Raw genomic sequence first — 25188 nt, 5'->3', positions numbered from 1 at the left:
GTCTTTGCTCGGTGCTGTTGCGGGGCCCTGGGGGTGGCGCAGCGACCTGCCGGGCACGCTCGGCGTGCGGCTGCGAAGGCTTACCCGGCCGACCAGGTCGACGTGACGTCCGAGTCGCCGCTGGGCGCGTCGGCTTCCCGCCTGGTCACCTCGCGACCAGCCGCGTGGGTCACTGCATGAGGCCGGCCGCTCAGGCAGGGTCGTCGGGAAGCGGGCGCCGTGCGACCTCGTGGGCGTCGGCCGTCGGTACGCCCAGCATGAGCAGGACCATCTCGGCCAGGTTCGCCGCGGCCTCGTCGCCGTCGAGGTCGGGGCGGGCGAATCGGAGTTCCACCAGGGACAGCAGGGTTCCGCCGAGGGCGGAGAGGGCGACCGCGGGGTCCACGGCGGTGAAGCGGCCGGAGGCCATGCCGACCTCGAGGTCACGGACCGCCCTGCGGGCCAGGCCGTTGTCGGAGTGGATGTAACCGAGGCCGCGACGGCGCAGGACCTGCATCAGTTCCGGGTGGGTGTCGGCCATGCGGGCGCTGAGGCGGAAGCCCGCGGCGACGAGTTCCGCCGGGTCGTCGAGCCCCGTGAGGCGTTCGTCGAAGCTCTGGCCGAACTCCTCCAGGGCATCGATCACCGCCGCTTCGAACAGCTCGGACTTCGACTCGAAGTGGTTGTAGAAGGAGCCGAAGCCGACGTCGGCGCGCTCGGCGATCGCCTGGATGCTGACGCCGGTGTCCCCGGTCTCGGCGAGGATCTGCCGGGCGGCGCCGATGAGCGCCCGACGGGTCTCGGCGCGCCGCCGCTCGAAGCGGTTGCTGGGCGGGGCTGACGTAGGCATGCGGCGAGTCTAACCGCGCGGACGATGGCGGTCACATCTCTGATGCATTCATCAACTCACTCGGCCGAGGCCTTGACGAGGGAACTGTCAAAGTTGATGATTCCCTCATTAAGGCGATGTTGCTCGGAGGGCACCATGTCTGAAACCCGCGTCGACGGGCCCGATGCCAGGACGGCCCACCAGGACCTGCACAGCGAAGACGGTGCGCTGCGAGGGGAGCACCCCGGCCGGTCCCGGAACCCGGTGATCAAGGTCGCCGACCTGGCCTGGCTGGAGTTCGAGAAGCCCGACCTGGACCGCGCCGAAGTGTTCGCCCGCGATTTCGGGTTCGGTGTCGCGGCGCGCACGGAGCGTGAGCTGTGGCTGCGCGGCACCTTCGCGGGCTCGCCCTGCATGGTGATCCGGCGCGGGCGCACCTCCCGCTTCATCGGCCCGGCGTTCCGCGCCGCGGAGCGGGCCGACCTGGACCGCCTGGCCCGGGCCGCCGGGGCCGACGTGCGCGAGGCGGACGTACCCGGCGGCGGCCAGGCGGTCGACCTGCTCGACCCCTCGGGCTTCCCGGTGCGCGTGGTGCACTGCGGCGAGCAGCTGCCGGCGCTTCCCGAACAGCAGCCGCTGCTGTTCAACTTCGGCACCGGTCCCCGCCGTACGAACGCAACGCAGCGCCCGCCCCGCGAGCCGTCGCGCATTCAGCGCCTGGGCCACGTGGTGCTGGAGACGCGGGTGTTCGGCCGTGCCCTGAACTGGTACCTGGACACCCTGGGGATGATCGTCTCCGACTTCCTGTTCCTGGACGGGCAGCGCGACCGAGGCCCGACCATGGCGTTCATCCGCTGCGACCTCGGCAGTGTGCCGTCCGACCACCACACGCTGGCGATGCATCTGGGACCCGGCACCGGCTACGTCCACTCCGCCTACCAGGTCACCGACCTCGACTCGATCGCCGCCGGTGGCGAGTACCTCAAGGAGCGGGGCTACCAACGCAGTTGGGGCATCGGCCGGCACATCCAGGGCAGCCAGCTGTTCGACTACTGGCGCGACCCCGACCGTTTCATGCTGGAGCACTTCGCCGACGGCGACTTGTTCTCCAGCGACGTCGAACCCGGCTGGGCGCCGATGTCGACGAGCGGCCTGGCCCAGTGGGGCCCGCCCGCCACCCGCGACTTCCTCGGCGCGAACCCCTCCCCGCAGCGGATCCGCGACGTCATCGAGGCCCTGCGCGGCGACAACGAGATGGACCCCGCGCGCCTGCTGGGCCTGCTCAAGGCCACCAGGTCCTGACCACCGACCCCTCCCTCTCGCAAAGGCACCGACATGAGCACCAACGTCCTCCGCACCGCCGACGGCTGGTGGGTGATCCTCCCCCGAGCCCTCGACTCCGCTCGAGCAGGGGGAACCCCCGTCGACCGGGCCGTCCCCGTCCACACCAAAGCCGTCACCACCGCCGAGCTGATCGCCGACCGGGATGCCGTACGCGAAGCCGCTCTCGCCGGCGACCCGGGCACGCCCGTCGCCGACCTGGACGTCCTCTCGCCGGTTACCACCCCTTGCCGGGTCGTCGCACAGATGGTCAACTACCGCAGCCACGCCCGCGATTCGGGCTTCGCCGGCGACATCCCGCCCGCCTTCTTCCGCAAGGCGTCCGGCTCGGTCAGCGGACCCGGCGACGCCGTCGTACGGCCCTCCCACGTGAAGTTCCTCGACTACGAGATCGAACTCGGCCTCGTCATGGGCGCACCCCTGCCCATCGGCGCCGTGGTCGAGGAGCGGGACCTGCCGTCGTACGTCGCCGGGCTGGTCATCACCAACGACGTCAGCGCCCGCGACGTCCAGCTGACCAAGACCCAGTTCTACGAGAGCAAGTCGTACCCGACCTTCACACCGACCGGCCCGTACCTCGCCCTGCTGGAGCCGGAGGACTTCACCCATCTCCTGGACCTGCGGCTGCGGTTGTCCGTCAACGGCGAACTGCGCCAGGACCGCACCCTGACCGACATGATCGTCCGTCCGGCGCAGGCCCTGACCCTGCTGGCCCGCTTCCAGACCCTCGACCCCGGCGACCTGCTGCTGACGGGCACACCCGGCGGCACGGCGCTGAAGGCTCCGCCGAAGCCGGTCGAGAAGATCGGCGCCCTCCTGCCACCCGCGGTGAAGTGGAAGGCGTTCTTCAAGTCACAGGCGAAGAACCCGCATTACCTGCGTTCCGGAGACGTGATCACGGCGACGATCGCGACCCCGGACGGCCGAATCGACCTCGGCGAGCAGCGAACCCCCGTCACGGACGCCCGATAAGAACCTGAAGTGAGCCGCACATGACCGTCGAACGCAGCGGGCCAGGCGCACCCGTCGTGATCATCGGCGCCGGGCCGGTGGGCGTGATGGCAGCCCTCCTCCTCGCCCGGCGCGGAGTCCGTACTGTCGTCCTGGAACGCCACCAGGATGTCTACCCCCTGCCCCGTGCCGTCGCCACCGACGACGAGGTCCGCAGGATTCTCCAGGCCGCCGGCGTGGGGGAGGAGTTCGCCACGATCGCCCGCCCGTCGAACGGGCTGCGGCTGCTGGACGCCCGCCACCGGGTGAGGGCCGAGATCCGCCGCACCGGGCACGGTCATCACGGCTACCCGCAGACCAGCATGTTCGACCAGCCCGAACTCGAACGGCTGCTGCGCGACGCCCTCGCCCGGCACCCTGAGTGCGAACTGCGTGGCGGAGTGGAGGTCACCGGCGTCGGACCGGACACCGCCGCTCCCGTACGGGTGGTTTACCGCGACGAGGAGGGCGAGCACCAGCTGTGGGCCGATGCGGTCCTCGGCTGCGACGGGGCGAACAGCCTCACCCGGGACGCCATCGGCGCCGTCTGGGAGGACCTGCGCTTCGAGGAACGCTGGAACGTCATCGACGTCCGGACGAAAGCCGACGTCCGCTGCTGGGAAGGCGTCGACCAGGTCTGCGACCCGCGCCGCCCGGCGACCTTCATGCGCGTCGGGGAGGACCGCTACCGCTGGGAGTTCCGGCTCGGAGACGGTGACGAACCGCTCCGCGAGCTGATCGCCCCGTGGCTTCCGCCGTCCTACGACGGGGACTTCGAGGTCGTTCGCGAGACGCAGTACACCTTCCGGGCCCGCACCGCCGACCGGTGGCGCAGCGGCCGCGTCTTCCTCCTCGGTGACGCCGCCCACCTCACCCCTCCGTTCATCGGACAGGGCCTGTGCGCGGGACTGCGGGACGCCCACAACCTCACTTGGAAGCTCGCGCGCGTTCTGCAACAAGGCGCAGACGAGCGGCTGTTGGATACGTACGAGAGCGAACGCAAGCCGCACGCCAGGCACATGATCCGGCTCGCCGTCGCCATGGGCTGGGCCATGACCGGCGGACAGGACGGCGCGGCCGCCCTGCGCCGCGGGCTCCTGGCGGCGGCCTGTCGCATACCCGGCCTGACCGCGATGGCCGGCCGCGATCTCAGCCCGCCCCTGACCGCCGGGCCCCTCGTCCGACGCGGCCCCCGCAGAGGCCTGGCGGGCTCCCACTGCCCGCAGCCGTGGGTCACCGCCGACGGACGGCGTACGCGCCTCGACGACGTGCTCGGCGACTCCTTCGCCGTGCTCACCGCCGCCGAACCCTGGCCCTCGCTCAACGCCGTCGCCCACGGTCTCGGCATCCGCGCCATACCCGTCGGCGACCTCGGCGACGAGGGCACACTCGCCGCCTGGCTGCGCGCCGGCCGCGCGGACGCCGTCCTGCTGCGCCCCGACCGCGTCGTCATGGACGTCGTGCCGGCCGGCGGCCGGGACTTCACCGGCACCGCCACCTGGGCGTCCGTCCTGCACACCAGGCCCCGCCTGTTCCCACCCGAACCGACCGCACACCCGCTGAGGAGCGCCACACGATGATCGTGCCTTTCGCGACACCGGATCCGCAGACCGTCGCCGACAGCAACCTGACGGACTTCGCCCGTCATGCCGGGATGGACGGCGCCGACTACGCGACACTGCACCGCTGGTCGGTCACCGATCTGGAAGGCTTCTGGGGCGCGGTGTGGGAGTACTTCGACATCGACGCGGACACCTCGTACGAGCATGTGCTCGCCGAGGAGACCATGCCGGGCGCCCGCTGGTTCACCGGCGCCACCCTCAACTACGCCCACCACGCCCTGCGCAACCTCGCCGACGACGCCGTGGCGGTCATCGCCCTCGACGAGACCGGCTCCTGCTACGAGGTGACCGCCGGCCGTCTGCGCTCGCAGGTCGCCTCCGTCGCCGCGACCCTGCGTGACCTGGGCGTCGGCAAGGGCGACCGGGTGGTGGGCTATCTGCCCAACACCCCGCACGCGGTCGTCGCGTTCCTCGCCGCCGCGAGCCTGGGCGCCGTGTGGTCGGTGTGCGGACAGGACTACGCCCCCAAGGCCGCCGCCGACCGCTTCGCCCAGCTCCGGCCCACGGTCCTGATCGCCGCCGACGGCTACCTGTTCAACGGCACCACCCACGACCGCCGCGACGCCGCCCGCGAACTCGCCCTGGCACTGCCGACGTTGAAGGCGACGCTGTTGGTGGACCACACGGGCCTGCCGCGGCCGGCACAGCCTTACCCGTCGCTGGTGATCCCGTGGGAGGACGCGGCCACCCGCACCGAACAACTCGCCTTTATCCCGGTGGAGTTCGACCATCCGCTGTGGGTGGTCTTCTCCTCCGGCACCACCGGTCTGCCCAAGGGCATCGTTCACGGCCACGGCGGAGTCCTGCTGGAGCACCTGAAGACTCTCGCTCTGCACTCCGACCTCGGCCCCGGCGACCGTCTGCTGTGGTACACCACCACCCACTGGATGATGTGGAACCTGGTCGCCTCGACCTTGCTGACGGGCGCCACGACGTGCACGTACGACGGCAGCCCGGCGCCCCTCGCCGAGCCCGACGTCCTGTGGAAGCTGGCCGCACGCCACCAGGTGACCGTCTTCGGCACCAGTCCCCAATACCTGCTGGGCATGGCCAAGTTCGGCATCGACCCCGCGGTTCACGACCTGTCGTCGATCCGCGTCGTCGGCTGCACCGGCTCCGCCCTGCCCGCCTCCGCCTACCCCTGGGTCCGCGACCACGTCGGCGAACGCGTACTGCTGGCGTCCATCAGCGGCGGCACGGACGTCGTCTCCGGCTTCGCGGGCAGCGCGCCCAACACCCCCGTCTGGGCGGGCGAGTTGTCCGCACCGCACCTCGGAGTGGCGCTGGCCGCGTACGACACCGAGGGCCGGCCGGTGGTGGACCAGGTCGGCGAACTGGTCGTCACCCGCCCCATGCCGTCGATGCCGCTGTACTTCTGGAACGACCCCGACGGCACCCGCTACCGCGACGCCTACTTCTCCTCCTACCCCGGCGTGTGGCGACACGGCGACTGGATCACCCTCACGTCACACGGCTCGGTCATCGTCCACGGCCGTTCCGACTCCACGCTGAACCGCAACGGCGTACGACTGGGCAGCGCCGACATCCACGACGTCGTCGAACGCCTTCCGGAGGTCACGGAAGCGCTGGTCATCGGCGCGGAGGAACCCGACGGCGGCTACTGGATGCCCTTGTTCGTCGTCCTGGCCGCCGGGGTGACCCTGGACGACCCCCTCAGGGAGAAGATCAGGGAAGCGATCCGGAGCGGAGCCTCACCCCGACACGTCCCCGACGAGATCCTCGAAGTGCCCGGCATCCCGCACACCCGTACCGGCAAGAAACTCGAAGTCCCCGTCAAACGTCTCCTCCAGGGCGCCCCGATAGAGCAGGTCGTCAACCGCGGGGCTGTCGACGCGCCCGACCTCATCGACCACTACGCCCGGCTGGGCGCCGAACACCGGGAGCGGCCGTCCACTCACGGCCCCCGCCACTGAGACACGGTCCCGCTCCGCCCGCCACGGCGCTGTCGGGAAGGCTCTCGATGCGCTCGAACTCATTCCGGCCTTGACCCGCCCGCCAGCCCTTCGATGACCCTCAGCGCCGCGTACGAGCGTTGGACGGCTCGATGAGGCGATCGCCGGAAAGCCGCGTACCCGCCTGCTTGATGAGCTTCAGCACGGGGGAGACCTCCATGCTCTGCAGTCCGGCCAGGGACCCGATGCGATCGGAGGTGAACTCGAACAGTTCGTCGAGGTCCCGGCAGTGCCCGACGGCGTGCAGGTTCCAGGGCCCGGAGACGGCCGCCGCGAAGGCGATCTCGGGTTCCTGCGCGAGTGTGCGGCCCGCGCTCTTCACCGCCGACGGGTGCACGCGCAGCCAGAGGTTCGCGCGAGCGTTGTAGCCCAGGGCCGCCGCGGCGGTCTCCACGTCGATATGGACGACGCGGTGCTGCAGCAGAGCATCGAGCCGTCGCGAGACGCGTCCCGGTGTGAGGCCGGCGGCCGCGGCGAGATCGACGAGACTGGCGCGGCCGTCGACAGCCAGCGCATCGAGCATCTTCTCGTCCTCGGGAGTGAGCAGCAGCGGCTCGCGAGCGACGACCGGAGACTCGGTGAAGGGAGGCCGACCGCCGCCCAGCGCTGCTTCCTCCTCCGGTGACAGCGTGCCCCGCAGAGCCGACCAGTAGTGGCCACGGCCGCCGAGGAACTGGCGGAGCATCGCGAAGGCGTTGATGTCGATCACCGCGGCCGTACGGGGAAGCCGCTGCCCGAGAAGGTCCTCGCGTTGTTCCCGCGTCCGGGACTGTGTCGCACAGGTGATCTCGCAGCCGGCCGCGCTCAGGGCGACCCAGTTGACGTCGTCCCGCTTGGCGAGCGCGTCGGCGATCGCGGCGACACTGCCGGGCCGGCAGCGCAGTCGCACCAGCCACCTGCTCTGTCCCAGCGCACCTGGATTGACCACGCCGGCCACGCGCAGGACGCCGTCGGCGCGCAGGCGGCGATACCGGCGGTTGACGGCGCCCTCGGTCATGCCCAGAGCGGTTGCGATCGCGGCGAACGAAGCCCGCGGAGCGATCTGCAGCGCTCGAATGATTCGCACATCATCGGGGTGTACAGCAGCGGATTCCGTCATCAGTGCCCTTGTCACGACGGCAATCGTACAAATGAGGGGTCGCAGCTCGCCCGTGATGCGGCGCGGACGAAACACTGAAGCGCACGGGTCGAGGGGGCCGCAGTGGCGGGAACCGCCCTGTACCGGCCCGGGCCTTCGAGCCCGCCCGACCCGCTCGAACGGAGTCACATCACTCGCAGAACGGAGATGACGCCGGATGTCATCGACTGGGACCGAACAACACCCATCGGAAGCTCTCATCGTCGGCGCCTCGCGGGGCCTGGGCCACGCGATGGCCGCGGAGCTCCTCGACAGGGGCTGGAACGTCATCGGCACTGTGCGCGACACCACCGCCCGAACGCCGTTGCACGACCTCGCCGACCGCGCCGACGGGCGGGTGACCATCGAGCAGCTCGACATCAACGACCCCGGGCGCCTGCCCCTGCTGCACGAACGTCTGGCGCACCGCCGGCTCGACGTGCTCTTCGTCAACGCGGGCACCACCAACAGTCACCAGACGCCCATCGGTGCGGTCACGACGGCCGACTTCATCGACGTGATGGTCACCAACGCGCTCAGCCCCATGCGCGTCATCGAAGCCCTTGAGGACCTGGTGACCCCGGCCGGACTCATCGGGGCGATGTCGTCGGGGCAGGGCAGCATCACGAACAACACGAGCGGCGGCCGCGAGCTCTACCGAGGCAGCAAAGCGGCCCTGAACATGTTCCTGCGGAGCTTCGCCGCCCGGCAAGGTGAGACGCGGCGTGCCTTCGTCCTCATGGCGCCGGGCTGGATCCGCACCGCCCTGGGGGGTCCGGAGGCGCCGTTCACCATCGAGGAGAGCGTGCCCATGCTGGTGGACGTCCTGCTCTCCCGGCTGGGCACGCCCGGCCTGGCGTATCTGGACCGCTTCGGCAAGACCGTACCTTGGTGAATCCCGCCCTGGCTGCCGATGAGTTTCTCCGTGGTCCCCGGTCATAGACGATGGTTGGTGCGCGCAGCCGCGACCGTGAGGGAAGGGCGCACCGGCCGACCTGTTGAGATCCGGACACGAGACACCGAGGAACTGTGATGCGAACCCTGATCAGCACCGCTTTCATCTCGCTCGACGGCGTCGTGGAGGCCCCGGGAGGCGAGCCCGGTTACCGCAACGCCGGGTGGACCTTCAAGGACGTCGAGTTCCTCCCCGAGGCGTTCGAGATCAAGGGGCGGGAGCAGGAGGAAGCCACCGCGATGCTGCTGGGCCGGACCAGCTACGAGGCGTTCAGCCCGGTGTGGCCGGACATGGAGGAGTTCGCCGACTACAAGGTGATGCCGAAGTACGTCGTCTCCACCACGCTCACCGAGGGCGACCTGGTGTCGAACTGGGGCAGTACGACGATCCTGCGCTCGCTCGACGACGTCGCCGCGCTGAAGGAGACCGAGGGCGGCCCCATCATCGTCCACGGCAGTGCCTCCCTCAACCAGGCCCTCTCCGACGCCGGCCTGATCGACCGATACCACCTGCTCGTCTTCCCGCTCCTTCTCGGGGCGGGCAAGCGCCTGTTCAGCACGACGGACAAGGACACTCAGAAGCTCAAGCTGGTCGAGCACGAGGCCTACGCCAACGGCCTGCAGAAGAACGTCTTCGACGTCGTCCGCTGACAAGGCGGCTTCCCCCGCTCCGCCGTCGCGTCGGCTTCGGATCGACAGATCGCGTCGCAGGCTGGGCGGGATGACGAGGAGCGCCCACGGCGCGAGCTACGCCCGCGCCGTGCTCCTCGGAAAAGGTCCCCGTCTCGCAACGGGCGTCACCGACGTGCCACAGCCCGCCCGGAGCCCACAACTCGCGCCGGGCCACGCCTGTCGAACCCCCCGTCGGCCACAAAGACCAGCCGACTGACAGGGCATCAACACCCAACGGGGGAACAAGACATGAGCATCTCCGCACGCGCCCGCCGCAGCGCGGCCACGACCGCCGTCGCGGCGGCCTCCTTCCTGCTGCTGGCGGGAGCGGGCATCCTGGCTGCGCCGAGCGCCTTCGCGGGTGTCCCCGGCGGCACCTCCGCCGCCGACCGCAACAACGACTTCAACGGCGACGGTTACAACGACGTGCTCACCGGCGTCCCGGACGGCACCGTCGACGGCAAGGAGGGCGCCGGATACATCACCGTCCAGTACGGCGCCCCCAACGGCATCGGCACGAACACAACCGTGCCCCGGGGCGACGTCCAGCTCGTCAGCCAGTCGACCAAGGGCGTACCCGGAACATCCGAGATGGGTGACCGCTTCGGCCAGGCGGTCGCCAGCGGCGACCTCGACGGCGACGGCTACGACGACGCGGTCATCGGCACGCCTGGAGAGGACGAGGGAACGGTGGAGGACGCGGGCCGGGTGACCGTCCTGTACGGGTCCGAGGAAGGACTGGGCGTCGAGCGCACGGCCACCGTCGCCGCCGCCAAGCCCACCGCGGGGGCCCGGTTCGGTCTGGCGGTGGCCGCTGCCAGGTTCTCCGGCGACATCGACGCCGACCAGATGGTCGTCCTCGACCAGACGACGGGCCTGAATGTGGTCACGTACCACGCGGGTGTCCTGCGCCAGGTCGGCGCTCCGAAGTCCACCGGACACCGCCTCCAGGCGGCCTACCTGACCACCGGCGACTACGACCACAACGGCTTCGCCGACCTCGTCGTCTCCGGCTACAGCCCCGACGACGACTACACCAAGGGCTGGTCCGCCTACTACGCTGGCGGAACACAGGGCCTGAGCTACCGCAGCGACCTGCACGGAGGCCTGGGCACCGCCTCCGGCGACATCAACGGTGACGGCTACGACGACCTCGTCGTCGGCCAACTCAGCGGCGTCGACGACACCGTGGCGGACCCGAACGCGTCCGGCGGTGTGGTGGGCGTGTACTACGGAGGTCAGAACGGCCCGGCCGGCACCGGGTCCGGCGCCGCCCCGCAGTGGTGGTCGCAGAACTCCCCGGGCGTGCCCGGCGCGGGAGAACAGCACGACTCCTGGGGCAACGACGTGTCCGTCGCCGACGTCGACGGCGACGGGTATGCGGATGTGGCCATCGGCGCGCCCGGCGAGGACGCGGACGGTGAGGCCGGCGCGGGAGCGGTGTGGCTGATGCGCGGCTCACGGACGGGCCTGACGGCCACCGGCGCCCTGTACTTCGACCAGAACACCCCTGGTGTCCCGGGCACCGCGGAGGCCGGTGACGAGTGGGGTGCCCAGGTGCGGCTGGTGGACACCGACGGCGACGGCCGGGCCGAGCTGGTGGCCGGTGCGCCGGAGGAGAACGCGGGTGACGGGGCGGTGTGGCTGCTGCCCGCGAGCGGCGACGGCCTGCTCGCCGCCGGCTCCCGCTCCTACGGTGCCGCCGCCCTCGGCGGCAACGCGCACGGCGCCCACTTCGGTTCGGTGATCGACGAGTAGTCGTCCGCGCCGGGTGGGTCGGCGGTGTCGCAGCCGTGGTGAGGGCTGGTCTCGGCGGACAACGGCGCCGGCCCGCTACCGATGGCGGAAGCGGTCAACGGGCAGCCCATGCAAGCCCGTTGACCGCCCCACCTGTGCCGCTGAACGGCACTTCACGTGACTGTGCACCGTGCGGGCGACGATTTCTCGGTGCCGACGGCGAAGGCGGACAGGAGGGTGGCAGTGGTGAGGCTGCCCCAGAGGGCGGCCGGGCCGAGCGGCGCGAGGGCGGTGATGATCGCCGGGGAGACGGCGAGACCGAAGCCCGTGGAGAGTTGGAAGCGCGCGAGAGCGCGCCCCAGGACATGGGCCGGCGCCAGAGCGGTGACGAGCGCGGTGGCGCTGCCGGCGTAGAGGATCTCGCCGATCGTGCAGACCACCGACACGGCGGCCACTGCCGGTGCGGCCCAGCCGTGGCCGAGCGGGGTGACCGCGAGGAATCCCAGATAGGACGCGGCCAGCACCAGGCCGGAAAGGGCCAGGACGGTGCGCCGGGAGAAGCGGGACATGACGACGGTGACGGGCACCTGCAAGGTGACGACCAGCACCGTGTTGGCGACGAAGACGGCTGCCGACCACACCGGGGAGGCGTGCAACTGCGTCACCAGGACCAAGGGGAGCGCGATCTCGGGGACGTTGAGGCAGAAGACGTAGATCACGTTGGCGGCAAGGAGCGCGGACATGCGGGGTGCTGACTCGTCGCGCCGGCCCGTGACCGAGGCGGCGTGCGCCGGACGGGCGTGTACATGGACCGACCACGCCAGGGCGGCCGCGGCGAGGTAGGCGAGGCCCGTGACGGCGGCCAGGCCGCGCAGTGCGCCGGTCCCGCCCGCCAGACAGACGGTGGCGAGAAGCGCTCCGACGCCCAGGCCGGCGTTGCGCAGTGCGCGGGCTCCCGCGAGGGCGGTGTCGCGTTCGCGGCCCTGGGCGACCGTCGCCACGAGCGCGGCGTGGGCGGCGGGCCATGCCTGGTTGCCGATGCCGAGGAAGAGCGCCGCCGTCGCGAACGGCCGGACGTGCCCGGCCGGGGCGGCCAGCAACAGCGCAACGCCCAGTACGCGCACCAGCATTGACGCCGCCACGACCGTGCTGCGTGCGCCGCGGTCCAGCCATCGGCCCACCGCGGGCATGCAGACCAGACCCGCGACGATGCCGACCGTCATGGCGGTGCCGGTGACCGGTGCGGACAGCCTGAGCACCGTCACGCCGTAGAGCAGCAGGAAGGGCCGCAGCAGGCCGGTGCCGAGCGCGTCCACGGCCAGGGCGCCGACATAGCGGGGGCCTCCGGAGGCGCGGACGAGGGCGCGAGGTCGGACTCGGGTGAGGGTTGCCATGGCGCAGACGGTGCGTCCGGCTGTCGGGGTACGGCACGTGGGTTGACGTACATCGTCAATCGGCGACGTCGGCGGACGTCGGGGCGGTGATGATGAGGGGATGACGCTGAGGATCGACATCAGCGGTCTGCCGTCCGAGCGCGTGCGGTTCGCTGCCTCCCCGCTGGCCGAGCTGACCGCGATGCTGCACGTGCTGGCCGAACCGGGCCACCATCCGCAGTTCGCCGGCTGGGCCGCGGACGTCTGGGCCGGCCTGCGGCCCGAGCTGGCCGAGCGGCTGCGGGAGGCGGAATTCCTCTGGCGTTCCTCTCAGGCCGACTTCCTGATCCCGGGACGGCCTCGGTCGACGCTGGCCGAGGAGCTGGACGACGTGGACCGGATCGACGACGAGACGTACGTGACCGCCGCGCTGGTCACCACCTGCGGCAGCAACCGGTTGCACTTCCCCGGCAGGTCGCCGCTCTCCGACGCGACCGCGCGCGAGCGGGCCCTGGACGTGGCCCAGGCCCGCGGCGCACTGCAGGAGGCCTTCGCGGAACGGCTGCTCGCCGATCCGGCCTCGGTTCGGGCACGGGTGCGCCGCACCCTCGAGGAATGCGCCGAGGCCTTCTTCGACGCCGCCTGGGCGGACGTGGCGGTGCAGCTCGCGACCGATCTGCGCCTGAAGAACGAACTGCTCAGGCGGCAGAGCCTCGGGGTGGCACTCGCCTCGGTCTCCGGCGCGGTCACGCTGGCGCCCGACGGTGACTGCATCGTCGTGGACAAGGTGCAGGACAAGGCGACCGCGGCGCACGGCGCCGGGGTCACCTTCATCCCGAGTGTCTTCGGCCGCCCGCACCTGGTGGCCGTTCACGCCCCCGGGTGGCATCCGGTGGTGCAGTACCCCGTGGCCGAGCCGATTCCGGCGGAGCCCGTGTCTTTGGAGACGGTCACCCTGCGGCTGGAGGCGCTCGCGCATCCGGTACGGCTGCGGCTGCTGCGCACCCTGGCCCGCGGCCCGCACTCCACCGCCGAGCTGGCCCATTTCTGGGAACTCTCGCCCCCGGAGGTGTCCCGCCACCTCGCCGTCCTGCGGCGCGCGGGCCTTCTGACGGCGCGGCGTCAGGGCCGGTACGTCCGCTACACCCTCAATCTGACCGACGTGACCTCGCTGGGCGCCGACCTGCTGGCGGCCGTACTGCGCTGAGCGGGCCTGCCGCGCGCGGCCCCTCGGTGCGCGGAGGCATCACCAGGGCAGGTCGACGACGACGGGCCGGTGGTCCGACACCGGCATGCGCGGGGCGCTCGCAGCCACCGGCGCGCACCGGCTTGCCGCGGAGACGAGCACATGGTCGAACTGGACCACAGGACGGTGTGAGGGATACGTCCGAACACGGGCCAGGTCCCGCCAGCCGCCCGGCCCCGTCGACCGACGTGCGCGGCCGGCCACGGGGGCGGCCATCTCGGCGGTCCTGAGCACGAGCCTGGGTATCGGTCCGATCAGGTTGAAGTCACCCAGCAGGACGTGCGGGCGAGGCAGGTCGGCGATCCAGTCCCGTAGGGCGAGCAGTTGCCTAATGTTCCACCCGGGCACGAACGACAGATGCACCGCCACGACCGTCAACGGCCCACGCTCCGCGCTGAGTACGGCGGCCAGGGCGGTGCGTGGCTGGTCGCGGGAGACCGTGAGTCCGGGCCTCCCGGGCACTCGCAGCGGCATGGCCAAGGGAGCCGGCGCGAACCGCCTGGCCCGCCATTCCCGAACCGGCAGCCTGGACAGCAGCGCGATGCCGTGCGACGGCACGGCATCCTGCGCCGGCGCGTCGTCCGGACCGTGGACCCGTAGCCCCGGCGCGGAAGGGTCGAGCACCCACCCCTTGCCCGGCACGGCCTGGCCGTGGACAGCCGACGCGTACCGCCACTCCCGCGCGCCCGCTGCTTCGGCGGCGACGTGCGCCTGGTCCACATACCCCGACCGTTCCTGGAAACGGTCGACCTCCTGTAGTGCCAGGACGTCGGCGCCCAGTGCCGCGACGGCGTCAGCCAGCGGACGCCCGGCCTGCGTGGGCGGGACGGAAACGGGCCGGCCGTCCTGAAGCGTCCGGCCGTGCAACACATTGAAGGTCGCGAACCGCATCGAAGAGCACGGTACGTGGCGCACGGCACGGCTGCACACCTGTTGGGGCACTCACTTCCAGGCGCGGGCGAGGAAGTCGGCCATCAGGGGCGCGATGTCCGGCAGGTGCGTCTCGAGGGCGAAGTGGCCGGTGTCGAAGAGGTGGAGTTCGGCGTCGGGGAGGTCGCGGAGGTAGGCGTGGGCGCCGGGTTCGATGAAGAAGGGGTCGCCGGTGCCCCAGAGGACGAGCGCGGGCGGGGTGTGCCGGCGTAGCCACGCCTGCCAGTGACCGTAGCGCTCGACGTTGGTGTGGTAGTCGAAGATCAGTGACCGCTGGGCGTCCTTGCGGCCCGGCTGATCGAGGAAGTGCTGGTCGAGGGTCCAGCCGTCCGGCGCGACGAGGTCCGGGTCGGCGACACCGGTCTCGTACTGGCCGCGGGTGCCGGCGAGGGTGAGTACGTCGTCGATGGTGTCCTGGGCGCCGGGTGTGTCGGGGGTCAGTTCGACAAGGCCGCGTGCCATGTCCGAGAGACCTTCCTCGTAGGCGTTGGCGTTCTGCACGACCAGGCCCGCGATCCACTCGGGATGGCGCTCGGCGATGCGGAAGCCGACGGGGGCGCCGAAGTCGAAGACGTACATCACGAACCGCCCGAGGCCGAGGCTCTGGACGAAGCCTTCGGTGATGTCGGCGAGCCGGTCGAAGGTGTACTCGAAGCCGTCCGGTGTCCGGGTGTGGCCGAAGCCGGGATAGTCCGGGGCGATCAGCCGGTAGTGCGAGCCGAGGGTGTCGATGAGGCGTCGGAACTGGTGGGAGGCGGACGGGAATCCGTGCAGGAGAAGGAGGACGGGTGCGTCGGCGCGGTCGGGGACGGATTCGCGGTAGAAGACGCGGACATCGTCGATCTCCACGTGGCGGTGGACCGTGCGAGCGATGACACCAAGCATGTCTAATCCTTTGTTCGCCCTGTTATGCATTAGGTTGTAGTCGAAGGCGATCTAATGTGTCAAGGGTGTGGTGTAGCATTAGTCGCATGAGTGATCTCGTGCCGCTGACCGGAGAGCCGCTGGCGCTGGACCTGGTCAACACCCGCCCGTCCACCGGCGATCTGCTGGCCTCACCGGACGGCCTGCGGGATTGGTGGACACTGCAGGCCGCCCGCCTCCCGGACGAGGTGCCGCAGGAGATCGGCGCCGAAGACCTGGCCGCCGTACGCGCCGTACGAGAGCACACCGCCCGCGCCCTGGACCACGTCCGCAGGGGCGAAGAACCCCTGGCAGCCGACCTGCGGGCACTCAACCGGGCCCAGCGCGCCGCACCGGCGATCAGCGAACTGGGCTGGACCGGATCGGCCGTGGCCCTCGTCCGCCGACGCGAAGGCTCACCGGGCCGACGGCTTGCGGCCTGCCTCGCCGAAGCCGCCGCCGACCTGCTCGTCGATCCCGCAGTGGCGACGATCCGTGAATGCGAGGCAGACGACTGCGTGATGCTGTTCCTGCCCACCCATCCACGCCGCCGCTGGTGTTCGGCCGCCCGCTGCGGCAACCGTATGCGCGTCGCGCGGCACTATCAGCGGCACAAGGCCGGGGAGCCGCAGCGCCCGGAGGTCCGGTAGCCGGCTCAATCGCGGCCGTACGCGCGCGGCTTGGCGCGTGAGGTGAATCCGTACGTGTACTGAGGCGCCGCGCCCCGGGGCGTCAGCCGTGATCCCGTCTCAGCAGGTCGAGCCCCGCGGGACGAACTCCAGGCGGGTGTGTTCCTTCACGGCAAGCGCCTGGTGGTAGGTCGCGCTGCTGACCCGGAACCAGACGTCGTCCTTGGTCTTGTCGCCGCCGACGTCGTCCAGGCGCACGCACCACCGTTCCGGCCGGACGACCCGGCGGTAGGTTTCCGTGCCGGTGCGGACGTTCTTGCAGGTCCGAGTCCGCTCGGTGGTGTACCAGGTGCGGGTCTTCCTCTTGGTGCCCGTGCCCGAACTGGTCGTGTGCCTGACCCTTCTGGTGCTGGACGTGCACTTCTTGACCATGTGCGGCCGAGTCGCCTTCACCGTCCTCACCGAGAGATGGCGGACCGTGTCCCGCAGGCCGGAGACCGAGTCGCTCCGCGGAGTGGTCTCCCGAGCGGAACCGTCGCTGCTGTAGGTGATCGTGCCACTCGGCGGTTCGGCGCCGGACTGTCCGCCTCCGCAAGCGGCGAGCCCGGCTATGAGCATCGCCGTTGCTCCGGCGACCATCAGTCTTCGCGTGTTCAGCATGTCTCCCTGCCAGGTCACCGGGTACGGCGAGTGATCGTCTGCGCCGTGGCAACGGCAGCGTAGACGATCACCTGCCGACGGGGGCGACCGGCAGGGGCCACCTTCTGTTCGGTCTGCTCAGTCTCGGTCGGGCAGCACCGTGTCGGACGGGTCCAGGTGGAGGTGATGTTCGAGCCTTGCCCGCAGTGCCTCGGTGTCCCGGTGGTCGAGTTTCTCGAAGAGGGCCAGGGAGCGGGTCCAGGCGTCGCGGGCGTCGCGCGGATTGCGCGCCGCGTAGTGGGTGTCGCCGAGGTGGGCGAGGATGTCCGCCTCGTAGTAGAGGTCGCCGATGTGGTGGAAGAGCGCCGCGGCCTTCTCGTAGCAGGCGGCGGCCTCGCCGTGTTCGCCGAGGTGGTGGTGTGCGACGCCGAGCGTGTCCCAGGTGTGGGCCTCGCCGGAGACATGGCCGGTGTCGCCGATGAGGGCCAGCGCCTGTTCGCAGTGGTCGATGGCGTGCCGGTACTCGCCCAGCTGCACGTGGTCCCACCCGACGTTGTTGAGTGCCAGGGCCTGCCAGGCGCGGTCCCCGGCGGCCCGGAAACCCCGCACGGCCTGCTGCGAGCACTGCAGCCCCTCGGCGACCCGGCCCTGCTGGGTGGAGACCCTGCCGAGTGCGAGGTGGGTGTGGGCGGCGCCCAGCTGGTCTCCGATCTGCTGGTAGAGGTGCGCGGCGCGCTCGAGGTGGGTGCGGGCCTCGGCGGGACGGCCGAGGGTCGATTCGGCGTTGCCGATGTTGCGGTGGGCGCATGCCTGGCCCGCCTTGTCGTCGGCCCGGCGGGCGGCGGCCAGCCCGGACATGTGAGTGCCGGCCCAGTCGGACCACAGCACCTTCCGCTGGTGATACGGCGTCAGCGCCGCCGCGAGCTGCCAGACGTGGACGTCGAAGCCTTCCTGGGCCGCCTGGTCGACAGCGGCGAGGAGCACCGGGTGCTCGGCCGTGAACCAGGCCATGGCCCGCTCGCGGTCGGCCGGTTCTTCGGGGGTCACCTCGGGCTGGGCGGGGGAGGGGAGGACGGGATCCGCGGGCGGCCCGAGGAGGCGCTGGGCGTGCAGGGCGCTGAACAGGTAGTGGTCGAGGACGCGGTGTGTCGCCTGGCGGCGGTCGGCGTCGCCGTCCTCGGTGCGGGCGAGCTCGGCGGCGTAGGCGCGGAGCAGGTCGTGCGAGGCGTAGCGGCTGGGCAGGTGCTCGGTGAGCAGATGCGTTCGGGTCAGTTCGGCCAGCGGGGCTCGTACCTGTGTGGGCGGCACGCCGGCCAGGCTCGCGGCGGCCGCGGCCGAGATGTCCGGCCCGTGATGCAGGCCGAGCAGCCGGAACAGCCGTTGGGCGGCGGGGCTGAGGGACGCGTAGGACCAGGAGAACACCGCCCGTACCCGCGTGGCGGAATCGCCGGCGTCGAGGGCGTCCAGGCGGCTGCCGTTCTCGCGGAGTTCGTCGGCGAGGGTGGCGAGGGGGATACGGGGCTCGGCGGCGGCACGGGCGGCGAGGACGGCGAGAGCCAGCGGCAGACCGGCGCACCGTGCCACGATCTCCTCGACGGCGTCGGGCTCGGCCGTGATCCGGCCGGCGTCGAGGCGGTCGGCCAGCAGGGACCGGGACTCGTCCGGGGAGAGCACGTCGACGGAGAGCAGGCGCGCGCCTTCGACGGCCGCCAGGCTGGTGAGTCGGTTGCGGCTGGTGACCAGCGCCAGACAGCCGGGTGTGCCAGGAAGCAGCGGCCTGACCTGCTCGGCGTCCCGTGCGTTGTCGAGCACGATCAGCACCCGCCGGTCTGCCAGCAGGCTTCGGTAGAGGGCCGCCTGTGCTTCCAGGCTCGGGGGGATCCGGGCGGCGGGCACCGCGAAGGCGTCGAGGAATCCGCGTACCGCCTCCGCCGGGTCCACTACGGTCCCGCCGGGATCGAAGCCCCGGAGGTTGACGTAGAGCTGCCCGTCGGGGAAGAACTTCCGTACCCGGTGCGCCCAGTGCACCGCCAGCGTGGTCTTGCCCACGCCGGCCGTGCCCGACACGGCCGAGACGACCACCGGAGCCGGCGGCCGGGCGCTCTCCAAGAGCGCGTCGAGTTCAGCGAGTTCCTCGTGCCGACCCGTGAAACCGCGCACGGCGACGGGGAGTTGTGCCGGGACGGTGCCCTGCCGCGGTTTGGGAGGCGGCGGTGGTGCCGGCACGGGTTGCTGCGGTGGGGCGGAAGGAGGGAGGTTCCCTCGCAGGATGGCCTGGTGGGTCTCGCGCAGTGCCGACCCGGGATCCGTACCCAGTTCGTCCGCCAGCCGGTGCCGCATGGAGGCGTAGCACTGCAGGGCTTCGGCATCGCGCCCGCTGTCGTGCAGGGCCCGCATCAGCGCCTCTGCCAGAGGCTCGACCAGGGGAAAGTCGTCGAGGAGGGTGGACAGCGGTCCGATCGTCGCCGCGGGGGCGCCGAGGCGTGCCTGGACGCGGGCCCATTCGATGGTCGCGTCCACCTGCTCCCGCCGCCAGGCCTGCCGCATCTGCCCGGCCCACGGGCCGTCCAGACCGCTGAGCGGCTCGCCCCGCCACAGTCCGAGCGCCTCACCGAGCAGTGCCGCCCGCTCGCTGTCCGGAACGCGGGCGTCGCGGGCCCGGTCGATCAGCTGCCGGAAGCGGTGTACGTCGACCTGCTGCCGGTCGGCCTGCAGGACGTATCCGTCCGACCGGCGGGTCAGCCGCACCGCCTCGCGCGAGGTGTCGGACATGCGGTCGCAGGCGTGCCGGATACGCGTGATGTGGGCGTAGAGCGAACGCCGGGCGCCTTCCGGGGGATCGGTGCCCCAGACCCGGCCGACCAGTACGTCCACTCCCACCGGTCGGCCCGTGTCCACGGCCAACGCGGCCAGGACGGTGCGCCGTTGGGGCGGCCCGATGTCCACCATCATGTCTCCCACGGCCAGTTCGACCGGGCCGAGTAATCGCAGTCGCACCATGCCATCCCCTCAGAACGTGCACCGTTCCCGCAGATTCTGCTCACAACCGCGGGAGAGGAACAGCCTGATCGGCCAAGCGACATCGCCTGCTTGTTCGCGGGGCCCGGAACGACTGTCGAGCTGGCATCCGCCACACGCGTCGTGGGCGAGCGATGAATCGGTACGGCGGAACGGGTCTACCCCGGCATGACTCGAATCATCGATGACATCTCGCTCCCGCTCGACGGCATTGTCACCGAGCCGGCACCTGGCCAGGACCGCGGGGGCACCGCCGTCCTCGGCCGTCCGCACCGGCGAAGCGCCGGGCACCCCGGCGCAGCGGAACGTGATCCCGGCATCGACCGAGACGCATTCGACGTACGACGTCTGCGGGTGAGCCGATGACCACTGTCAACGTCAATGGGATCACGCTCGGCGTCGAGTCGTTCGGTGACGACGACGCGCCACTCGTCCTGCTCGCGGGCGGGACCACGATGCTCTCCTGGCCCGACGCCCTCTGCGAGCGCCTCGCCGCGGGTGGACGCCATGTCGTGCGCTACGACCTGCGCGACAGCGGCGAGTCGACGATGACGGATCCAGAGGCGCCCGCCTACATCCTCCGCGACCTGGCCGCCGACGCAGTGGCCCTTGCCGACCTGCTCGGCGAGGGGCCTGCGCATCTCGCGGGGATCGGAGTCGGCGGGATGGTCGCCCAGGTGGCCGTGCTCGATCACCCGGGCGCGTTCTCGGCCCTCACCCTGGTCGGCACCCGCCCGGTTGCCCCCGGACCGCCCGACGATGACCTCCCCGACCATGACCGGGCGACGATGGGGCGGTTGTTCACGCGTCCGATGCCCGACTGGGCCGACCGCGCAGCGGTCACGGAGTTCGCCGCCGGCGGTGCGGAGATCCTCGGCGACGACCCCATAGCCGCACGGGCGATCGCTGGGCGTATCTGGGACCGCACGCCTGGCACCGCGGCCCCGGTGCAGATGGCCAACCAGATGGGCATGGTGTTCTCCAGGCTCGACTGCCAACCCCGTTGGCGCGAGCGCCTGCCCGAGATCGAGGTCCCCACGCTCGTCGTCCACGGCCGCCGCGACCGGTTCTTCCCCATCGGCAACGGAGAGGCGATCGCCCGCGAGATCCTCGGGGCACGGTTCCTCGCCCTCGAAGAGGTCGCCACAAGGATCCCCGACGAGGCGCTGGGCCAGGTCACCGACGCGATGCTTTCGCTTGGACAGAGGGCGGAAGCCTGCGATCGGTACGGCTCCATCGTGCGCCGGACTCCGTAGGACGACTGCGTGCGTCGGCCGACTCGCGCGTGGATCTTCAGGGGCGCAGGACGACCTTTCCGGACACGGTGCCCGACTCGGCCAGTCGCATCGCCTCGGCGGCCTGGGCGAGGGGCAGTTCGGCGGCGATCTGGGGGGTGATCTCGCCGCGCTGCAGGGCGTTGAACACCTCGGTGAGGTCGGTGCGCAGGCGGGCGCGGAAGCGGCCGGCGGTGAGGGCGCGGCCGGCCCAGACATTGAAGAAGTAGGCGTGGCGGCGGTTGGGCAGGGTGTTCCACAGCCATACGCGGCCGAGCAGCTTGAGTACGGGCCACTGCTTGGAGCCCTCGTCGTCCCGGGTGGAGGCGCTGCCGTAGGAGACGAGCGTGCCGCCGGGCGCGAGCAGGCGCCAGGAGTCGACGATGCTGCGGCCGCCGACGTGGTCGAAGACTGCGTCCACACCGGCCGGGGCGAGTTGGCGGACGCGGTCGGGGATGTTCTCGGTGCGGTAGTCGATCGGGGTCACCCCTCGTTCCCGCAGGGCGGTGTGGTGGCGCGCGGAGGCTGTGCCGATCACCTTCGCTCCGGCGGCCTGGGCGAGCTGGACGAGTACGGAACCGACGCCGCCGTTGGCGCCGTGCACCAGGACGGTCTGCCCTGCGCGGACGTGAGCCTTGCGGTGCAGCATCTGCCACGCCGTGATGCCGTTGATCACCACGGTCTCGGCCTCCGCCGCACTGATCCCCTGCGGGACCGGCACGACGTCGGCGGCGTCGACGACCACGTGGCTGGCCCAGCCGCCGACCTTGAGCAGTGCGGCCATCCGGGTGCCGGCCAGAGCGGGATCGACACCGTCCCCGGTCTGCGAAACGGTGCCGACCAGGTCGTAACCGGGGACGAACGGGAAGGGCGGCTGGTCGTAGTAGCGGCCTCGGCGCATCTGCTGCTCGGCGAAGGAGACTCCGGTCGCCTCCATGCGGATGACGACCTGGCCCGCTCCGGCGACCGGAGCGACGACCTGGCGTACCTCAAGCCCCTCCGGCTCGACCTTGCCCGGCAGTACGACCTCGACCCGTGTTCCAGCGTTCATGACGACCTCCATCGATCCCTCACCAGTTAGTGGCTGATGCGTTCGTTAGAAGTTATAACCGCACCTCCGCGTGACAGTCAAGAACGTTCGTAATAGGGTCTAACTCAAGAGAGTGTGGCGGGAAGAACTCCCCCCGTCCGGCTCCCTCGGAGCCGGTGACCAGATGACAGAAGGGACGCGCACGTGACTGTGGCGGGCAAGGAGACACCACGCGAGCGCTACCGGGCGCAGCTACGGGCCGAGGTGAAGGAGCGCGCCTGGGAGCAGATCGCCGCCGCCGGGGCTCCGGGACTGTCCCTCAACGCCATCGCCAAGCAGATGGGCATGAGTGGCCCCGCGCTCTACCGGTACTTCGCGGGCCGGGACGAACTGATCACCGAGCTGATCCGGGACGCCTACCGCAGTCTCGCCGACACCGTGCGCGCCGCGGCCGTCCCGGGTGCGGATCTCGCACAACTCGGGCGCGCGATGCGGGCGTGGGCGCTGGACGACCCCCAGCGGTACTTCCTCATCTACGGCACACCGGTGCCCGGCTACCACGCTCCCGACGACATCACCGAGATCGCCTCAGAGATCATGCAGTGCCTTCTGGAGGCCGCCGAGTCCGATGGCGCCGCGGCGGGTGCCGGTGCGGACACCCCGGTCGACGCCCCGCTCCTGACCCACCTCGCCGAACACCGGCAATGGGCGGCCGGCCATCCCGCGTCACCGCCCGCCCTGCGCCGCGCCCTGCTCTTCTGGACTCGCCTGCACGGCATCCTCTCCCTGGAGCTGGCAGGCCACTTCACCGGCATGGAATTCGACCCGGGCGAGCTGTTCGAGAACGAACTTCGCCATCTGACTCGGTGAAAAGTGGCCCCGCGCAGCCACGAAAGGCGTGCGCGGGGCCTGCGTCGTCGGCGTCGGTCAGGTCATGCCTTCCCCGAGGTGACGACCCACCTCCCGTGGCCCCAGTTGCCGACCTTCTCGTAGCCGGAGCGGAAGGAGCCCAGCCAGTCCAGCGTCAGGCCGGCCTCGGCCGTGGACTTGACCGGGGTGTAGCTGGAGGGGGAGTCGGGCGAACCGCCCGTGGTGTCCTTCGCGACGTAGGGGAAGGGGTAGGTCGGGCGGGAGGAGGTGGTCTTGCCGCTGCTGTCGACCGCCTTGGTCAGCAGGCTGTCCGGTGCCTGGTCCTTGGTGACCCAGTCGACGATCGCGCTCAGCGCGTCCAGCTTGTCCGGGCCCTGGCCGCCGCCGCAGTGGGCGACGCCCGGGAGCAGGAACAGCCGGGCGAAGCCGCTGGTGGCCGCCGCTCCACCCATGGCGTTCTGTACGGCCTTGTAGTACGCCATGGTGCCCACGGCCGGGATGTGCTGGTCGCCCAGTCCGTGCCAGAGGATCCGCTTGCCGCCGGCCTTCTTGAAGGCGTTCAGATCGGGGTCGGTGGCATCGTACAGGCCCTCGTTGGGTCGCATGATCTTCTTGAAGGAGGCCGACGTGAACTTCACGTCCCTGTAATTGAGTTCGGGGTGCGGCTCGTCGAAGACCTGGTAGCGGATGGTCTCCTTGACGAAGTTCTGGTCACCGGTGGTGCCGGTTGCCGTCGTGGGAACGATGATGCCGGCCCAGTTCAGTTCCGAGCCGCGCAACTGGTAGCCCGGGTAGAGCAGTTGGCCGTGTTCGTCGGTCGGTCCCGCGTAGATGCGGCGCAGGGTGGTGACCTGGTCGGCGGTCAGGCAGAAGTCGGCGGCCGTCGAGGTCTGTCCGGCCCGGCACTTGATGCTGGCCGGGTCCCAGGTGCAGCTCAGCGGATCGGTGATGATCCCGTCGGCGGGTGCGCCGCAGCCCTTGAGGACCGCCTCGTGCAGCGGGGCGAGGTCGGCGGTGGTGATCGTGGCCGGGCCGCCGTCGAGGAAGACGGACTGGGCGGTCCAGGCGTGCGAGAAGGTGTTGAGCGCGTGAAGTTGTCGGCCGGGGCGCCGGCGACGATGCCGTCGAAGTCGGTCGGGTAGCGCTGTGCCTCGGTCAGGGCCTGGTGGCCGCCCTGGGAGCAGCCGTCGAAGTAGGAGTGGGTCGCCGGGCGGCCGTAGTAGTGCTTGAGGAGGACCTTGGCGACCTGGGCGAGCAGGTGGTCCGACTTGTACCCGAAGTCGGCGCGCAGGGTCGGGTCGGTGGAGAACAGTCCGCCGCCCTGGGAGTGGCCCTCGTCGCTGGAGGCGACCGCGAAGGCGCCGTCGGTCAGCGGGACGCAGCCGTAGGAGGCGGCGGCACCGGCGGTGCTGACGCTGCCGCACAGTCCGCCGCAGCCGAGCTGCAGATAGTCGGCCTGCCAGCCGGTCTGCGGCAGGCGCAGCTCGAAGTGGATCTGCGGGGCGATCACGCCCTTGACGTCACAGTAGGCCCAGTTGCCCAGGGTGCTGCCGTCGGCGGCCACTTCGGTCGCCGAGGTGACCTCGAACGGTACGCCGGGCACGGCGGCCGCCAGGTCGAGCGCGCCGACCCCGGAACAGGACATGGCCGGCTCGATCCCGGAAGCGGTGCTGCTCGTGGTCACCCCCGTGGCCGAGCCGGATGTCGGCGCGCTGCCGGCCGCCGCGGCGGCGAGGGCGATGCCCGCCCCGGTCACGAGAGCGAGGGCGGCGGCCAGGGCGGTCATGAAGGAGGCCGACGACCACCGGCACCATCGGGAAAGCATGCGCATGCTCGATCTCCGTTCGATCGCCTCGATCGCTGAACCGAGGTGAGTGACCGTCAAAACGGCGTGCGTGGAAGGCCGTTCGGCCTGCCCGTCCCGAGCACACCGCAGCCCACGTGCGGCTCACCCGTCCCCTTGTCGACTGCGGCTTTTCAGGGCGGTACGGCGAGGAACGTAGCCCCGCGGTCGGCGGCCGCGCAAGGTCGTCAACGAAATTGTTGACGATTATTGCTGCGT

At 71.0% G+C, this 25188-nt stretch carries 19 protein-coding genes and 1 pseudogene; 11 read left to right on the top strand and 9 right to left on the bottom strand.

Annotated elements, in window-relative coordinates:
- Window positions 1–190 precede the first annotated feature (190 nt).
- Window positions 191–829 carry a TetR/AcrR family transcriptional regulator gene (locus ACIGDI_RS19620; protein WP_399898092.1) on the bottom strand — a complete coding sequence of 213 codons (639 nt, stop codon included), beginning with the start codon at window positions 827–829 and terminating at the stop codon, window positions 191–193.
- 135 nt (window positions 830–964) lie between these two features.
- Here ACIGDI_RS19620 and ACIGDI_RS19615 point away from each other — a divergent pair, with 135 nt between their 5' ends.
- Genes ACIGDI_RS19615 through ACIGDI_RS19600 form a run of 4 tightly spaced genes read left to right on the top strand, consistent with a single transcriptional unit; the run spans window position 965 to window position 6695 of the window.
- The gene (locus ACIGDI_RS19615; protein ID WP_399898090.1) at window positions 965–2110 is read left to right on the top strand and encodes a VOC family protein; all 1146 of its coding nucleotides are present in this window, start codon (window positions 965–967) and stop codon (window positions 2108–2110) included.
- Window positions 2111–2143: 33 nt separating this feature from the next.
- Complete coding sequence (locus ACIGDI_RS19610) at window positions 2144–3121, top strand: fumarylacetoacetate hydrolase family protein (protein ID WP_399898088.1); 978 nt, start codon at window positions 2144–2146, stop codon at window positions 3119–3121.
- 20 nt (window positions 3122–3141) lie between these two features.
- A complete protein-coding gene (locus ACIGDI_RS19605; protein ID WP_399898086.1) occupies window positions 3142–4719 on the top strand; it encodes a bifunctional 3-(3-hydroxy-phenyl)propionate/3-hydroxycinnamic acid hydroxylase in 1578 nt (525 codons plus the stop codon).
- Window positions 4716–6695, top strand: coding sequence for an acetoacetate--CoA ligase (locus ACIGDI_RS19600; RefSeq protein ID WP_399898084.1), 1980 nt, complete (start codon window positions 4716–4718; stop codon window positions 6693–6695). Before ACIGDI_RS19605 ends, ACIGDI_RS19600 begins: the two co-directional genes overlap by 4 nt.
- A 100-nt stretch (window positions 6696–6795) precedes the next feature.
- Here ACIGDI_RS19600 and ACIGDI_RS19595 read toward each other — a convergent pair whose 3' ends face one another.
- Window positions 6796–7833: an Lrp/AsnC family transcriptional regulator gene (locus ACIGDI_RS19595; RefSeq protein WP_399898866.1), complete on the bottom strand. Its 1038-nt coding sequence runs from the start codon at window positions 7831–7833 to the stop codon at window positions 6796–6798.
- A 196-nt stretch (window positions 7834–8029) separates the two neighbouring features.
- On the opposite strand from ACIGDI_RS19595, the gene ACIGDI_RS19590 reads away from it, so the two are divergent.
- The 3 genes from ACIGDI_RS19590 to ACIGDI_RS19580 all read left to right on the top strand — a co-directional run bounded on the left by ACIGDI_RS19590 (window position 8030) and on the right by ACIGDI_RS19580 (window position 11235).
- Window positions 8030–8746 (top strand): SDR family NAD(P)-dependent oxidoreductase, encoded by a 717-nt coding sequence (locus ACIGDI_RS19590; protein WP_399898082.1) that lies wholly within the window; start codon window positions 8030–8032, stop codon window positions 8744–8746.
- A 137-nt stretch (window positions 8747–8883) separates the two neighbouring features.
- Entirely contained in the window at window positions 8884–9456 is a 573-nt protein-coding gene (locus tag ACIGDI_RS19585) for a dihydrofolate reductase family protein (RefSeq protein WP_399898080.1), read from the top strand.
- Window positions 9457–9726: 270 nt separating this feature from the next.
- Window positions 9727–11235, top strand: coding sequence for an FG-GAP repeat protein (locus ACIGDI_RS19580; protein ID WP_399898078.1), 1509 nt, complete (start codon window positions 9727–9729; stop codon window positions 11233–11235).
- 152 nt (window positions 11236–11387) lie between these two features.
- Here ACIGDI_RS19580 and ACIGDI_RS19575 read toward each other — a convergent pair whose 3' ends face one another.
- Entirely contained in the window at window positions 11388–12608 is a 1221-nt protein-coding gene (locus tag ACIGDI_RS19575; RefSeq protein WP_399898076.1) for an MFS transporter, read from the bottom strand.
- Between the two features lie 100 nt (window positions 12609–12708).
- Between ACIGDI_RS19575 and ACIGDI_RS19570 the strand changes: the two genes are divergently transcribed.
- Window positions 12709–13794: a DUF5937 family protein gene (locus ACIGDI_RS19570; protein WP_399898075.1), complete on the top strand. Its 1086-nt coding sequence runs from the start codon at window positions 12709–12711 to the stop codon at window positions 13792–13794.
- Window positions 13795–13833: 39 nt separating this feature from the next.
- Here the strand turns inward: ACIGDI_RS19570 and ACIGDI_RS19565 are convergent, their stop codons facing one another.
- Entirely contained in the window at window positions 13834–14724 is an 891-nt protein-coding gene (locus ACIGDI_RS19565) for an endonuclease/exonuclease/phosphatase family protein (RefSeq protein ID WP_399898073.1), read from the bottom strand.
- Window positions 14725–14775: 51 nt separating this feature from the next.
- Window positions 14776–15648 (bottom strand): alpha/beta fold hydrolase, encoded by an 873-nt coding sequence (locus ACIGDI_RS19560; RefSeq protein ID WP_399898071.1) that lies wholly within the window; start codon window positions 15646–15648, stop codon window positions 14776–14778.
- An 86-nt stretch (window positions 15649–15734) separates the two neighbouring features.
- On the opposite strand from ACIGDI_RS19560, the gene ACIGDI_RS19555 reads away from it, so the two are divergent.
- Entirely contained in the window at window positions 15735–16316 is a 582-nt protein-coding gene (locus ACIGDI_RS19555) for a CGNR zinc finger domain-containing protein (protein WP_399898069.1), read from the top strand.
- A 99-nt stretch (window positions 16317–16415) separates the two neighbouring features.
- On the opposite strand, the gene ACIGDI_RS19550 is transcribed toward ACIGDI_RS19555, so the two are convergent.
- Window positions 16416–16955: a hypothetical protein gene (locus tag ACIGDI_RS19550; protein WP_399898067.1), complete on the bottom strand. Its 540-nt coding sequence runs from the start codon at window positions 16953–16955 to the stop codon at window positions 16416–16418.
- A 117-nt stretch (window positions 16956–17072) separates the two neighbouring features.
- On the bottom strand, window positions 17073–19934 hold the full coding sequence (locus tag ACIGDI_RS19545) for an AfsR/SARP family transcriptional regulator (protein ID WP_399898065.1): 2862 nt from the start codon (window positions 19932–19934) through the stop codon (window positions 17073–17075).
- A gap of 380 nt (window positions 19935–20314) precedes the next feature.
- On the opposite strand from ACIGDI_RS19545, the gene ACIGDI_RS19540 reads away from it, so the two are divergent.
- Window positions 20315–21208 (top strand): alpha/beta fold hydrolase, encoded by an 894-nt coding sequence (locus ACIGDI_RS19540; RefSeq protein WP_399898063.1) that lies wholly within the window; start codon window positions 20315–20317, stop codon window positions 21206–21208.
- A 37-nt stretch (window positions 21209–21245) separates the two neighbouring features.
- Here the strand turns inward: ACIGDI_RS19540 and ACIGDI_RS19535 are convergent, their stop codons facing one another.
- A complete protein-coding gene (locus ACIGDI_RS19535; RefSeq protein WP_399898061.1) occupies window positions 21246–22277 on the bottom strand; it encodes a medium chain dehydrogenase/reductase family protein in 1032 nt (343 codons plus the stop codon).
- A 183-nt stretch (window positions 22278–22460) separates the two neighbouring features.
- Between ACIGDI_RS19535 and ACIGDI_RS19530 the strand changes: the two genes are divergently transcribed.
- Window positions 22461–23126, top strand: coding sequence for a TetR/AcrR family transcriptional regulator (locus tag ACIGDI_RS19530; protein ID WP_399898059.1), 666 nt, complete (start codon window positions 22461–22463; stop codon window positions 23124–23126).
- 62 nt (window positions 23127–23188) lie between these two features.
- Here the strand turns inward: ACIGDI_RS19530 and ACIGDI_RS19525 are convergent.
- Window positions 23189–24771, bottom strand: a pseudogene (locus tag ACIGDI_RS19525) (tannase/feruloyl esterase family alpha/beta hydrolase).
- Window positions 24772–25188: the final 417 nt, after the last annotated feature.

Origin of the sequence: Streptomyces sp. NPDC085900, assembly GCF_044540925.1 — a bacterium.
GTDB lineage: Bacteria > Actinomycetota > Actinomycetes > Streptomycetales > Streptomycetaceae > Streptomyces > Streptomyces gilvifuscus.
Note: the sequence above shows the minus strand (reverse complement) of the source record. Positions and strands in the feature narration are given on the sequence as shown.

Bases quoted from the DNA above. Each gene is read 5' to 3' on its own strand.
- ACIGDI_RS19550 (WP_399898067.1), bottom strand. From the start codon at position 16,955: ATGCTGAACACGCGAAGACTGATGGTCGCCGGAGCAACGGCGATGCTC.
- ACIGDI_RS19600 (WP_399898084.1), top strand. From the start codon at position 4,716: ATGATCGTGCCTTTCGCGACACCGGATCCGCAGACCGTCGCCGACAGC.
- ACIGDI_RS19535 (WP_399898061.1), bottom strand. From the start codon at position 22,277: ATGAACGCTGGAACACGGGTCGAGGTCGTACTGCCGGGCAAGGTCGAG.
- ACIGDI_RS19540 (WP_399898063.1), top strand. From the start codon at position 20,315: ATGACCACTGTCAACGTCAATGGGATCACGCTCGGCGTCGAGTCGTTC.
- ACIGDI_RS19545 (WP_399898065.1), bottom strand. From the start codon at position 19,934: ATGGTGCGACTGCGATTACTCGGCCCGGTCGAACTGGCCGTGGGAGAC.
- ACIGDI_RS19555 (WP_399898069.1), top strand. From the start codon at position 15,735: ATGAGTGATCTCGTGCCGCTGACCGGAGAGCCGCTGGCGCTGGACCTG.
- ACIGDI_RS19585 (WP_399898080.1), top strand. From the start codon at position 8,884: ATGCGAACCCTGATCAGCACCGCTTTCATCTCGCTCGACGGCGTCGTG.
- ACIGDI_RS19565 (WP_399898073.1), bottom strand. From the start codon at position 14,724: ATGCGGTTCGCGACCTTCAATGTGTTGCACGGCCGGACGCTTCAGGAC.
- ACIGDI_RS19580 (WP_399898078.1), top strand. From the start codon at position 9,727: ATGAGCATCTCCGCACGCGCCCGCCGCAGCGCGGCCACGACCGCCGTC.
- ACIGDI_RS19590 (WP_399898082.1), top strand. From the start codon at position 8,030: ATGTCATCGACTGGGACCGAACAACACCCATCGGAAGCTCTCATCGTC.
- ACIGDI_RS19610 (WP_399898088.1), top strand. From the start codon at position 2,144: ATGAGCACCAACGTCCTCCGCACCGCCGACGGCTGGTGGGTGATCCTC.
- ACIGDI_RS19595 (WP_399898866.1), bottom strand. From the start codon at position 7,833: ATGACGGAATCCGCTGCTGTACACCCCGATGATGTGCGAATCATTCGA.
- ACIGDI_RS19560 (WP_399898071.1), bottom strand. From the start codon at position 15,648: ATGCTTGGTGTCATCGCTCGCACGGTCCACCGCCACGTGGAGATCGAC.
- ACIGDI_RS19605 (WP_399898086.1), top strand. From the start codon at position 3,142: ATGACCGTCGAACGCAGCGGGCCAGGCGCACCCGTCGTGATCATCGGC.
- ACIGDI_RS19575 (WP_399898076.1), bottom strand. From the start codon at position 12,608: ATGGCAACCCTCACCCGAGTCCGACCTCGCGCCCTCGTCCGCGCCTCC.
- ACIGDI_RS19620 (WP_399898092.1), bottom strand. From the start codon at position 829: ATGCCTACGTCAGCCCCGCCCAGCAACCGCTTCGAGCGGCGGCGCGCC.
- ACIGDI_RS19615 (WP_399898090.1), top strand. From the start codon at position 965: ATGTCTGAAACCCGCGTCGACGGGCCCGATGCCAGGACGGCCCACCAG.
- ACIGDI_RS19570 (WP_399898075.1), top strand. From the start codon at position 12,709: ATGACGCTGAGGATCGACATCAGCGGTCTGCCGTCCGAGCGCGTGCGG.